Origin of the sequence: Acinetobacter gandensis, assembly GCF_001678755.1 — a bacterium.
In the GTDB taxonomy this organism is placed as follows: domain Bacteria; phylum Pseudomonadota; class Gammaproteobacteria; order Pseudomonadales; family Moraxellaceae; genus Acinetobacter; species Acinetobacter gandensis.
Genome location: NZ_LZDS01000030.1, coordinates 39,688 through 52,393, shown reverse-complemented (window position 1 = coordinate 52,393; position 12,706 = coordinate 39,688). Strand labels below are relative to the sequence as shown.

Genomic DNA, 12,706 nt, shown 5'->3' with positions numbered 1-12,706 from the left:
GCGCACCGCTTTTATTCGAATAGAGGATTATGCCTCTTTTTGGCTATTTTGTCACAAGGACTTCGGCTTTATAGAACAAAAATCCTTGCATTGAGAGATTCTGAAACGATTTATGAGTTTGTTTTTGAAAAAATATTCGTTGTTACTTTTAATAAAAGGAAAATAAGACATCCAAGACTAAAAGTACTTAAGAATGCGCGAAAAAAATAATTAATCGACTTTCCGATGTAGGCATATAAGTCATGTACAAAAGCATCTGAATAAACACTATCTGCAAAATAAAAATAACTCATGACACCAGTGAGAAGTGACACTGTAAATAAGCCATATACATAAATTTTAATACTCTTATGCACATTGGCTGTACTGCGATATTGTATGTGATGACGATAGATCATCCATGCCAATACAGGCAGGGCTAAGGCAGACAGACCAATTTGCAAAACTCGGTGTAAAGGATAATTTCTGTCAAAAAAGGAAATGGGTTGCATCAAGGTGTCTTTAAAGGCAAACGTACGGAAATCCACATGTGTGAGACCATCCCAAATAATATGCGTGGCTGTACCAATCAGCAATGCGAGGATGATGCTTATGATAAAACCGCAAAAGCGATTTACGCCATCAATGTTTAACGGTTTATTTAAACCAAAAAAAGCGAATATCACAGGACGATAAATAGCGTACCAAATGAAACAGAAGATCAATCCGAGTACTAAATTGGGAAAAATGAAACCTGACCACTGATGTGAGCCGGCGTAATCAGCATTGGTAAATAAGCGAAATAAATCCGGCACCATGGTACCAATCGCGAGAGCAGCAATCGGCAACCGGTTTCCAGTCAGTTTAGAAATCGGTGGGGCTAACACGGCATGAGAAAGAGTGAAAGGCATTGAATTCGAATAAATTTATCAATAAATACAAGGTTATGTATAGCGCAGTGTAACTGATTTGAAGATGTTCAATTGTTTTTTATTGCAAAAACAATGAAATGTTATATTATAACATTATTCAAAATTAGCCAGATTTGAGTCTCTCCAAATGTCCTTTCATAAGAATTTAATCACAATCTCAATTTTTGCAGTGATTGCACCCAATATTTATGCTGATGATCAGCAACAACAGGTACAAACTTTAGAGGCGATTAATGTTCAGGTTCATCCTTTAAATCAAAGTGCCGCAGATTTTGCGGTTGCAGATAACATTATTAAGCATAAAGATTTGGCACAAGGTGGAGTCACTATTGGCGATGCCATTGCCGGACAACCTGGAGTGTATTCAAATCAGTTTGGTGCAGGCTCAAGTCGACCTGTAATACGTGGGCAAGATGGGCCACGTGTCAAAGTGTTGGAGCATGCATCTGAAACCGCCGATGTTTCAACGCTGTCACCCGATCATGCCGTTACCGTTGATCCAATTTTAGCCAAACAAGTTGAAGTGATTCGTGGGCCATCCACTTTATTATATGCAGCTGGGACGGTTGGTGGGTTGGTGAATGTTACCGATCAAAAAATTCCAACGCAGATGCCTGAAAATGGTTTAGAGGGGCAGGTTGGGCTACGTTATAACTCAGGTAGTGACGAAAAATTAGCGAGTGCAGGTGTCACTGCTGCGCTAGGAGAAAATTTTGCACTGCGAGTTGAGGGATCAAAGCGTAAAGCCAATGACTATATTGCACCCAATTATTTCCATGATCATGAGGGTGAGTTAGAAAAAGAACGTCGTGTGGGTAATACTTTTGCTGAAGGCGAAAATGTAACGATTGGTGCTTCATGGATTCATGAGCGTGGTTTTGCGGGTCTGTCTTATACGAATCGTCAGGATCAATATGGTTTGCCTGGTCATAGCCATGAATATGAAAGCTGTCATCCACATGATGATCATTTACATTGTGACGGGCATGACAATCATGATCACAGCGATGAACATGACCATTCTGCCCATGACGACCACGATCATGACCATGATGCTGCTGGTCCGTGGGTCGATTTAAAATCTGAACGTTATGATTTCCGTACTGAATTGGCTGAGCCGTTTGCAGGATTCCAAAAACTACGTGCGCATGCGAGTTATACGGACTATAAACATGATGAAATTGAAGGTAACACCGCAGCAACGACCTTTAAAAGTAAAGGTTATGATGGCCGTTTAGAATTGGTCCATAACCCAATTGCTGAATGGGAAGGGGTAATCGGTACCCAGTACAATCAACAAAAGCTCAATATCAGTGGTGAAGAATCATTGATGAGCCCAAACAAAACGCAAAAATGGAGTGTGTTTGGTTTAGAGCATAAACAATTCGGCAATTTTCATGTCGAGTTGGGTGCCCGTGTCGATCAGCAAAAAATTGAGATTGATTCAAAACAAAAAGATTATGACGATTATGGTATTTCCTACTCAGGTGCTGTGAACTGGGAATTTACACCAAACTATAAATTGTCACTGGTTGGTTCGCATCAAGAACGCTTACCATTGGCACAAGAGCTCTATGCAAATGGTAAGCACTTTGCGACCAATACCTATGAACGCGGAAATGAAAATCTGGATGTGGAAAAATCCAATAATATAGAAGTGGGTTTCCATTACGAAAAAGACCAATTGGACTACCATGTACATGTGTATCACAATTGGTACGATAACTATATTTATGCTGCAACCAAAGATAACTTTGAAAACTTCCGCTTAGTTGATTACACGCAAGATAAAGCTAAATTCTATGGTGCTGAAGCGCAAGTGGGTTATGCAGTGAATGACATGTATAAACTGAGTGTATTTGGTGATTATGTGCGTGGCAAAATTGATGGTGAAAATGCACCACGCGTACCAGCTGGCCGTTTAGGCACGAAAGTTGATGTCGACTTTGCGGATGGTTGGTCAGGCCAGGCAGAATATGCACATGTCTTTAAGCAAGATAAAATCACGGCGTATGAACAAGAAACTGACGGTTATAACATGGTTAATTTAGGTGTCGCTTATAGCGGTCAGTTAAAAGACCGTAATGATTACCGTGTGTACTTCAAAGCCAACAACTTATTGGATGAAGATGTTTATTCACACAGTTCATTCTTAGCCAATATTCCACAAGTAGGACGCAATTTTACTGTGGGGCTAGAATTTGGTTTTTAAGCTAAATGTGACTGAGTAAGGTGTTCTAATCAAGCTGAAGTCACAGAAATCCTCTTGAAAAATCAATGAATAGAACCTAGTCTGAGCGTATTGGACTAGGTTTTTTCTTATGCGCATTATTCAACGAATACATAACAAACTGAATTGGTCACGTCGCCGCTATGTCAGTGTAGTGATTGGATTATTGGCTTTAGGGTATTTAGCTTCAGCGAGTTATCACACTTTGAAGCCATTACCCGAAGGGCTGGATTACACCGGTAAGTTACGTCATACACAAGTCAATTTTTTAACGGATCAGACTTATATTGATGCGCAAGGTAAGCAGCAACAAGAGCATCGTATTTTTAAAGAAATGCTAAAAATGATTGAGGAAGCGCAATCCACCATTGTGATGGATATGTTCTTGTTTAATCAGCAAGTGGGCGACTCTCAACTTGAACATGAGCAGCTTACGCAAGAATTAACTGATGCGCTGATTATTAAGCGTCGATTATCACCACAAGTTGAAATTTTTGTCATTACTGATCCAGTGAACTCCGTCTATGGCGGCATTCAACCGGAACATTATCGTCAATTGCGTCAAGGTGGAATTGAGTTAATCGAAACCAATTTGGTACCGCTTCGTGCATCCAACCCAGCATGGTCAGGTTTTTGGTACATATGTTGTCAAGATATTGGCAATAACCCACAAAAAGGTTGGTTACCGAATCCATTAGGTACGGAAAAAGTGACGATTCGCAGCTATATGGATCTGTTTAACTTTAAAGCGAATCACCGAAAAACTTTGGTGGTAGATACCATCGATGGCTGGAAAGGTCTTGTGACCTCAATGAACCCGCACGATGGAAGTTCACGACATTCGAATGTTGCTCTGACTGTGAAGGGAATGACTGCAATTGACCTATTAAAAACCGAGCAAGCAGTCGGCATGATGTCGAAAGGCAATATACCTTTTGTGGTGATTAAAGATGTTGAAGCTGCGAAAACTGAGCCTCAAGTACAGGTGCTGACTGAAAAAGCCATTTATGATGGCGTATTAGATATGATTAATACGGCACAAAAATCGGGTACAGAAATTGATATTGCCATGTTCTATTTATCTGAACGTAAAATTATTAAAGCACTAATTGCTGCTCATGAACGTGGTGTGAAAGTGCGTGTCCTACTCGATCCGAATAAAGATGCTTTTGGACGCACCAAAAATGGCATTCCAAATCGACCTGTGGCATCTGAATTACATGATGCTGGCATTGATGTACGTTGGTGTAATACCCAAGGTGAACAATGTCATAGCAAGATGATTTTAAAACGTACTGCTTATCAAGCCGATATGATTTTAGGTTCGGCAAATTTCACCGCGCGTAACTTGAAAAACTATAATTTAGAAACAGATTTACGTGTGATTGGTTTGAACGATGCTCAAGTTTTTAAAGATGCATCACAGTACTTTAATACAGCTTGGTTAAATCTAGATGGTAAACAAATGAGTGTCGATTATAGTAAATATGCAGATGAATCGACCTTGAAATACGCGATGTATCGCTTTATGGAATGGAGTGGATTGTCTACTTTTTAATTTTCCCCTCATCCTAACCTTCCCCCCCAAAGGGGGAAGGAATTCCCTCTCATTTCAGAAGATGAGTAGCACTGCTACGCAAGGGAGAGGTATATTCAGTAATTATTAATTCTTCGGATCAGGATTTGGCGGAACTAAAGTATCCAAATCTTTATCTGACATTTGATCTAATTCTTTAATATCCGTTTTGATTTTCCATTTATCAGCATCTTCTACCGGTTGAGGTAAACGAGCTTCTAACCAGTCGCAAATTACGTCTGGTGGAAAGTCAGCATGGTTACATTGAATCACCCAAGACAAGAATTGTTTTGCTTCGCCATTCATATATGGTGGCGGAGAAACCGGTAAAAATTGAGTCGGTAAGCGTTCATTTTTAGAAATATAGTTCAATACATGACCCAATTCTTGAACGGTTTGCCATGCTAAAGGGTGATCTACATTAATTTGAAATTTGAACCACCACGCATTTTTGCCATCAGTGCCGTAGGAGTCGATTAAGGCTTCTTGGATACTTGGTACTTTCGAAAAAAATTGATGAAGTCGGTCAAAACTTAATTCAGACACAGCATTTGATCCACTACGAAATAAAATCAATCTTAGCACAATCCAATGAAAAACAGGCTAGCTTGAAGGTGCGATCAGCTTGGTCGGAAAATTAACAAATTCTTGCATTTGATGGATTTTTATTCATTTTTTCTCCTAAAATGGGTTCTATACTTAATCTATATACCGTGAAGGAGAGCTTGAGTGAAAGCAACATTATTCTATGCAATGGCAGGTGTGATGCTGATAATGACTTCAGCCAGTACTTTTGCGGAAAACAAATGGTCAAACTATCAAGGTGTGGATACCACTAAGCGTCCACCTGCTATGAATCGGCCTGGTTATCCCCAACATGGTCAAAGCTATCCACAGCATGCTCCCAATTACCCGCAGCATTACCCGAACTATCCTCATCGCCCTCAATATCCCAATTATCCAAACCGTCCATATCCACCACAGGTGCAAAATGGCATAAGTATTCAATATCAAGCACCGACTACGATTATCCAAAATTCACAAAGTTATAGCTGGGTGAATGGTGATCCTGCCAGCGCGAGTATTTCGAGTTCAACCTATACTTTTATCAGTGATTGGCAGCGTTTAGGTTTACCAGCACCACCCAATGGAATGTACTGGATTTTTGAAAATGGTCGCTATGTATTGGTGCCAAATAGATAAGGTTTATAACCTCTCCCTTGCGTAGCAATGCTACTCGTCTCCTAAAAGGAGAGGGAACGATTTAGTGTTTAAGCCAATTCATCATCTTGTGGGCGAGGAGTTTTTCCTTCAGGCAGTGGCTTTTCGGAATGCTTATCGCGGATCACCGATGGATAAGTCCAAGAGGCATAGCGCACAATCAAAATGGCCACAGCTAAAATTAGAATCGAACCTGTGGTAATGACCAAGCCCATATCTGCTTTATGGTCATGTTGAATATCCGCAATGAGCAAGCGGGTTAGGGCAGTAATAGCAATATAAATTAAAAAGCGTACAGGCATATGGTTGGTCTTGAAGTAAATTCCGACCATGGCTCCCAGTTCAAGATAGATAAATAACAGCAAAATATCATCAATTGTGGCGAACTGTTTAATCGTAATAATTTCAAAAATAGTATGGCCCGCAGACCAAATGATCATACAGCCAATCACAAATAAAGCGATGTAGTGGAAACCTTCCACTGCAAGATTGCCAAAACGGTCAAGGAGGGCTTCAACTTTTTCTACTTTGGGATCACGGTGTGTCATCTTTTTCCTCCTGTGTATATCACTTGAATGTTCATTAAATACTAAGCAAATTTCATGCACATTAAAGGAATATGACAAAAAAAATTTTTAGATAAATATCTGATTTTAATGTTAAGTTGAAGCTTAATTTTTGTTGATCTAACCGAATAACAAGATGTATTTACCTACACATTTTAAGCATGATCAATTGGATGATTTAGTCGAACTCATTCAGCAATACCCGCTTGCAACGGTGGTTATGACAGCTGCCGATGGTACACTTGAGGTGAATCATCTGCCTTTAGAGTATGAAATGCAGCAGGGTGGGTTTGGTGTATTACGTGGGCACATTGCCAAAGCCAATCCAATGTTTGAAATATTGAATCAGTCAGCACATGTCTATGTTATTTTTCAGGCTGAAGATGCTTATATTTCGCCAAATTGGTATGAAGGAAAGCAAGAGCATCATCGTGTCGTTCCGACATGGAATTACCGTGTGGTGCATGTAAAAGGTGAAATTCTTAAACTTGACGACGACAAATATTTAAGGGGTGTGTTGGCAAGGTTGACACGAATGCATGAAGCTAATCAGCCAATGCCGTGGAAAATGGGCGATGCGCCTAATGATTTTATTGCGGAGCAACTGGAAAAAATTGTAGCGATTGAAATCGATATTCAGTCGATGATCGGGAAATTTAAAGTCAGTCAAAACCGAAGCGCTGTAGATGTGATAAATGTGGCAAAAGCTTTGGAAAGGTCGAATGCTGAAATGGCGGAGTCAATCAAAAAATTTTATCCCATGAAATAACAGACTAAAGAATCATGCCCAATAGGATTGAAACTGAACGTTTATGCTTGAGAAAGTATCAGCTAGGAGATGAAATTTCATTATTTGATACATATTTTTCGAATATAGAGGCAACTCGTTATCTGCAGCGGTTGCCACATGTAACGATTCAACAGACCAAGAATGTTTTAGAAAAGTGGGCAGATCATTGTTGGTCGACACACAATCCTGATTTTGCATGGGTGATTAGTGATAAGAATACGCAGTTAGCGATGGGCTTACTGTATTTCTTCAATCAAGAAAACCATGGGGAAATACATTTTGGGCTAGGAGTGAACTTTCATGGTTGTGGTTATATGACTGAGGCTTTAATTGGGGGAATTAAGTATTTAAAGCAGAATCATGTCACGAATGTTATTTCATCGTTTTGTGCTGAGGAACATTTAGCATCACAAAATGTCTTAATTAAGGCCGGATTTAAATTAGATAAAGATAAAACGCATTGGGCGCAATTTCCAATGCTAGACGATCAGTTCCATCCTTGTTTTACATATCGAATGGAATTGGAAGATTATGAATAAGTTGTTACGTTTATTATTTTTGCTTAAAGAATCCTATTCAGTGGTTATTTAATAAGAGTAGTAAATAAATAAAAAAATGCCCGATAAATCGGGCATTTTTGATTTTGTGTAGCTAATTAAGCTTGGTTGGTAAAGTAATCTTCAGAGAAGTTCATGATCACTTCAGAACCTGCTTTTACTTTAGCAATGCGTAATGCCAATTCAGGTAAAATACGCTGCGTGAAGTAAAGGGTTAGTGCAAGTTTGTTTTGGTAGAACTCGCCATCTTTGTCTTTTGCTGCATCTGCAATGCGGGCAAACATATAGGCAAAGCTGAGTAGGCCTACAGCATGTAGGTAATCAACTGCTGCTGAGTTCGGGAACTCAATGTTTTCACGAGCAGCTTCAAGTACATATTGAGTCACAGCTTCAACTTCAGCTGCTGCATCTAATGTTGCATCTTTGATGTAGTTCAAGCTGGCATCTAAGTTATTGGCAAAATCGCGGATTTCTTGGATATATTCAGCAATGAATTCACCATTGCACTTAATGGTTTTACGACCAATTAAGTCTTGCGATTGAACACCGTTGGTCCCTTCGTAAATCTGTGCAATACGCAGGTCACGGATACATTGTTCCATACCCCATTCACGAATGAAGCCATGACCACCAAACACCATTTGGGCATCGAGTGTTGCTTGAAAAGCTGTATCTGTTAAATACGCTTTAGCAATAGGTGTTAACAGCGCAACACGATTATTGGCTGCTTTGACTGCTTCTGGATCCGTAGAGAACTTGGTAATGTCTAATTGTTGACCGACATAAACCGCAAATGCACGAGATGCTTCATTGTTGGCACGTGCGTTCAGCAACATACGACGTACATCACCATGAACTAAGATGCTGTCTGCAGGTTTTGCAGGCGATTGAACGCCAGAAGCGCTACGGCCTTGTAAACGGTCAGTCGCATATTGCGCTGCATTTTGATAAGCAAATTCAGAAGCACCTAGGCCTTGAATACCCATAGACAGACGTTCGTAGTTCATCATCACGAACATTGCAGCAAGACCTTCGTTCTCTTTACCAACGAGGTAGCCTTTCGCGCCATCAAAGTTCATCACACATGTTGCAGACGCTTTGATCCCCATTTTATGTTCAATAGAACCAGGGCCTGCAGCATTGCGCTCACCTAGAGAACCGTCTGTATTTACCAAGAATTTAGGTACGATGAATAGTGAAATACCGCGTGAGCCCGCAGGCGCATCCGGCGTTTTCGCTAAAACTAAGTGAATGATATTTTCAGAAAGGTCGTGGTCACCGCCAGTGATGAAAATTTTCGTACCTGTAATGTTATAAGTACCGTCTTCATTACGTTCAGCTTTAGTTTTAATAATGCCTAAGTCTGTACCTGCATGCGGCTCAGTTAAGCACATCGTGCCTGACCATTCACCTGTGTACATTTTTGGCAAATAAGTTTCTTTTTGCTCTTGTGATGCATAGCTGTTTAACGCCATGCCTGCACCTACAGAAAGAAGTGGGTAGAGCATGAATGATGGGTTAGTTGCAAACAGCATTTCATCAGACAGAACAGTCAGCATTTTCGGCATGCCTTGACCGCCCCATTCTTCGTCTGCGCCTAGACCAATCCAGCCGCCTTCTGCATATTGTTTAAATGCTTCTTTGAAACCAGCAGGAGTCGTGACATTGCCATTGCTATAGGTTGCGCCTTCTTCATCACCTGTGCGGTTTAAAGGATGAGTGACGTTTTGCGCAAATTTTGCCATTTCTTCAAGAATGGCTTCTGCAGTTGCAGCATCAACGTGAGCAAGATTTTCGTTGTTTTGCCAGAATTGTTCTGCTTTAAAAACATCATTTAAGATGAATTTCATATCTGCAAGCGGTGCATTATAAATTGGCATGTTCGTTCACCTGTTTATTGTTTGAATCTGTGGACTTGGGGCAATTTGTATCGGCACAAAGCGTGGAGAAAATTGACCAAAGTAAAATTATGGGACTATTTATAAAGAAAAAGGACTGCCAATGCTATGACCGTCCTTTCTCTATTTCTGCACTCAAGAGTACAATTTTTTGAATATGTTTTAGATATTCACATTAGAATGCAAAGTGTTCTGCATCCAATGCCATAAGAGGATCTAGGCCACCTGCGATCACTTCTACATGAGAGCGAACGCGCGGTAAGATTTTCTTGAAGTAGAAGCGAGCAGTCGTTACTTTTGCATTGTAGAAATCAACATCTGTTGTTCCTGCAGCTAAAGTTTCTTGTGCAACTAACGCCATACGAGCCCATAGGTAAGCAAGCGTTACATAACCAGAGAAGTACAGGTAATCGACCGCAGCAGCACCCACTTCTTCTGGGTTTTGCATTGCTTTCATACCAATCTGCATGGTTAGGTCGCCCCATTCTTTGTTAAGCGCAGCAAGCGGCTCAACAAATTCTTTCATGGCAGCGTTGTCTTTGTTGGCTTCAACAAATTTATGGATGATCTTGGTGAAGTCTTTCAACATTGCACCTTGAGTACCCAATACTTTACGGCCTAACAAGTCAATCGCTTGAATTTCAGTCGTACCTTCGTACAAGCAAGAGATACGTGTATCACGTACGATTTGCTCCATACCGTGTTCTGAAATAAAACCATGGCCGCCGAATACTTGAACACCATGTTTAGCAGATTCTGAACCTGTTTCAGTTAAGAATGCTTTAGCAATTGGAGTTAATAATGACAAGATGTTGTCAGAGAATTTACGTTCTTCTTCAGTTGCACCTTGTTCCACGATATCGGCATGGAAAGACAATAAGTAAACCAGAGCACGACCAGCTTCAGCAAATGATTTTTGCGTCATGAGCATGTTGCGTACAGCAGGGTGAACGATAATTGGATCTGCTTCTTTTTCAGGAGCTTTAGGGCCTGAAAGTGAACGCATTGCCAAACGGTCTTTTGCATAAGCAAGCGCACCTTGGAAAGCGCCTTCAGAAGCTGAAAGGCCTTGTACAGCAGTACCGATACGTGCAGTGTTCATGAATGTGAACATGCAGTTTAGACCGCGGTTTTCAGGACCAATCAAGAAGCCTTTTGCGTTATCAAAGTTGATGACACAAGTCGCGTTACCATGGATACCCATTTTGTGTTCAATCGAACCACAACGTACTGCGTTGCGTTCTCCTACAGTGCCGTCAGCATTGAGGTTGAACTTAGGAACGATGAATAATGAAATACCTTTCGTGCCTTTTGGTGCACCAGGAAGACGAGCAAGTACGATGTGGATGATGTTTTCAGCCATGTCGTGTTCACCAGCAGAGATAAAGATTTTCTCGCCAGAAATTGCATAGCTGCCATCCGCTTGCGGCTCAGCTTTAGAACGGATAATACCTAAGTCAGAACCTGCATGAGATTCTGTTAAGCACATGGTACCTGTCCATTCACCTGAAACAAGTTTAGGCAGGTAAGCGTCTTTTTGTTCTTGTGAACCGTGGTGTTCTAAAGTACGTACAGCACCATGAGATAGACCAGGATACATACCCCAAGCCCAGTTCGACGTACCCACCATTTCAGAAATGATGTTACCTAGTGAAACAGGTAGACCTTGACCGCCATACTGTTCTTCAGCAGACAAAGATGGGAAACCAAGTTCGATATATTTTTGATACGCTTCTTTAAAACCAGTTGGTGTTGTTACAACGCCATCATTCCAAGTACAACCTTCACGGTCGCCGACTTGGTTAAGAGGAGAAAGTTCATTTTCACAGAAGTCAGCAGCAGCTTCTAGATATTGGTCAACCAACTCACGACTTACGGTGTCAGAAAATGCAGGCAGTTGTGCATAGTGATCTTCTGCTTTTAAAAGTTCATGCAGAACAAATTGCATATCACGTAAGGGCGCTTTGTATTGTGGCATATCGTTTTCCTCAATACTGGTTTCTACCAGCGTTAGTAATCCTAAATAAACATTTGAACGTGTCTTCAATGACACGTATTGGAATGGTTCTAATCGTGCAACATCTTCTTATTGGGTACAAGCATTTGAGGTGTATAAGTTAGTGACTGTAAAGTCAAAGAAATATCCCTTGAAAATGCTAAGTGTATTGAGTGTAAACGCGTTTAGATGAAAATGAATGACACAAATAGTCAAAAAGCGTAAAAATATATGTCCAACAAAAAGGCACTCTTATGAGTGCCTTTTTTCTGAGAAATGAATAGATCAGTTGTGAATGCTTATTTTACAGGTGCAGTTGTTGGTGCAACAGGGGCTTTGGGTTGGAAACGCACTTTACATTGACCATTGATCTGCTGTTCGCCAACTTTAATCGCAACCGCGCTGCCATCGGTTTTGCCTTGGCATGCTTTCATAATCGCTTGTTGTTTGGCTTGGCGTTCTGCTAAACGCTGATCAAACTGTTTAGTCAGCTCTGCACGTTTTGCATCAGTCAATGGCTCACCGCGTTGCATCTGACCACGCATGTCTCCACGCATTGGACGGTGCTCACCGCCCCGCATTGGTTTATGTTCGCCACGTGCATTTTTCATTTCTTGCTTCATGGCTTTGCGATCAGCATTGAACGTCATGGTACATGTGCCATCAATCGCTTTGTCACCGGCTTTAACCTGTACTGCGCTGCCAACAGCTTTACCATCACAAGCTTTTTGCATTTCTGCAAAGACTTGACGCTGTTCAATACGCATTTTTTTAAAATGCTCACGTTGTTCTGGAGACATACGGCGATCTTGATCACCGTGATGTTGTTTCATCATACGACCATGTTCAGCATCTTTTGGTGTAGATGTTGATTGGCATGCTGTTAATGCGCCCATGCTCAATACGCTTGCACCGACTAAAGCCATTTTTGTCATATTATTCATTGTCTTTCACCAGTAGA

General features: G+C 40.8%; 11 protein-coding genes. 5 read left to right on the top strand and 6 right to left on the bottom strand.

The genetic code is table 11. The features are described 5' to 3' along the window. Positions 1 to 110: 110 nt before the first annotated feature. Positions 111 to 890, bottom strand: a complete 780-nt coding sequence (locus A9J31_RS14885) for a DUF4184 family protein (RefSeq protein WP_067767759.1) — start codon at positions 888 to 890, stop codon at positions 111 to 113. A 148-nt stretch (positions 891 to 1,038) separates the two neighbouring features. Here A9J31_RS14885 and znuD point away from each other — a divergent pair, with 148 nt between their 5' ends. Further along, entirely contained in the window at positions 1,039 to 3,123 is a 2,085-nt protein-coding gene (znuD, locus tag A9J31_RS14880) for a zinc piracy TonB-dependent receptor ZnuD (protein ID WP_067767756.1), read from the top strand. Between the two features lie 109 nt (positions 3,124 to 3,232). Then, on the top strand, positions 3,233 to 4,699 hold the full coding sequence (locus A9J31_RS14875; protein WP_067767753.1) for a phospholipase D family protein: 1,467 nt from the start codon (positions 3,233 to 3,235) through the stop codon (positions 4,697 to 4,699). Positions 4,700 to 4,804: 105 nt separating this feature from the next. Here the strand turns inward: A9J31_RS14875 and A9J31_RS14870 are convergent, their stop codons facing one another. Continuing rightward, entirely contained in the window at positions 4,805 to 5,263 is a 459-nt protein-coding gene (locus tag A9J31_RS14870) for a hypothetical protein (protein ID WP_067767987.1), read from the bottom strand. Positions 5,264 to 5,446: 183 nt separating this feature from the next. On the opposite strand from A9J31_RS14870, the gene A9J31_RS14865 reads away from it, so the two are divergent. Next, the gene (locus tag A9J31_RS14865; RefSeq protein ID WP_067767750.1) at positions 5,447 to 5,920 is read left to right on the top strand and encodes an RcnB family protein; all 474 of its coding nucleotides are present in this window, start codon (positions 5,447 to 5,449) and stop codon (positions 5,918 to 5,920) included. Between the two features lie 68 nt (positions 5,921 to 5,988). Here the strand turns inward: A9J31_RS14865 and A9J31_RS14860 are convergent, their stop codons facing one another. Then, positions 5,989 to 6,486 carry a phosphate-starvation-inducible protein PsiE gene (locus tag A9J31_RS14860; protein WP_067767747.1) on the bottom strand — a complete coding sequence of 166 codons (498 nt, stop codon included), beginning with the start codon at positions 6,484 to 6,486 and terminating at the stop codon, positions 5,989 to 5,991. Between the two features lie 154 nt (positions 6,487 to 6,640). On the opposite strand from A9J31_RS14860, the gene A9J31_RS14855 reads away from it, so the two are divergent. Next, positions 6,641 to 7,273, top strand: coding sequence for an FMN-binding negative transcriptional regulator (locus A9J31_RS14855; protein WP_067767744.1), 633 nt, complete (start codon positions 6,641 to 6,643; stop codon positions 7,271 to 7,273). Between the two features lie 47 nt (positions 7,274 to 7,320). After that, positions 7,321 to 7,833 (top strand): GNAT family N-acetyltransferase, encoded by a 513-nt coding sequence (locus tag A9J31_RS14850; RefSeq protein WP_162270499.1) that lies wholly within the window; start codon positions 7,321 to 7,323, stop codon positions 7,831 to 7,833. Positions 7,834 to 7,949: 116 nt separating this feature from the next. Here A9J31_RS14850 and A9J31_RS14845 read toward each other — a convergent pair whose 3' ends face one another. The 3 genes from A9J31_RS14845 to A9J31_RS14835 all read right to left on the bottom strand — a co-directional run bounded on the left by A9J31_RS14845 (position 7,950) and on the right by A9J31_RS14835 (position 12,689). Further along, the gene (locus tag A9J31_RS14845) at positions 7,950 to 9,731 is read right to left on the bottom strand and encodes an acyl-CoA dehydrogenase C-terminal domain-containing protein (protein ID WP_067767738.1); all 1,782 of its coding nucleotides are present in this window, start codon (positions 9,729 to 9,731) and stop codon (positions 7,950 to 7,952) included. 193 nt (positions 9,732 to 9,924) lie between these two features. Beyond that, positions 9,925 to 11,727 (bottom strand): acyl-CoA dehydrogenase C-terminal domain-containing protein, encoded by a 1,803-nt coding sequence (locus A9J31_RS14840; protein WP_067767735.1) that lies wholly within the window; start codon positions 11,725 to 11,727, stop codon positions 9,925 to 9,927. 317 nt (positions 11,728 to 12,044) lie between these two features. Beyond that, positions 12,045 to 12,689: a hypothetical protein gene (locus A9J31_RS14835; RefSeq protein WP_067767733.1), complete on the bottom strand. Its 645-nt coding sequence runs from the start codon at positions 12,687 to 12,689 to the stop codon at positions 12,045 to 12,047. Positions 12,690 to 12,706 lie beyond the last annotated feature (17 nt).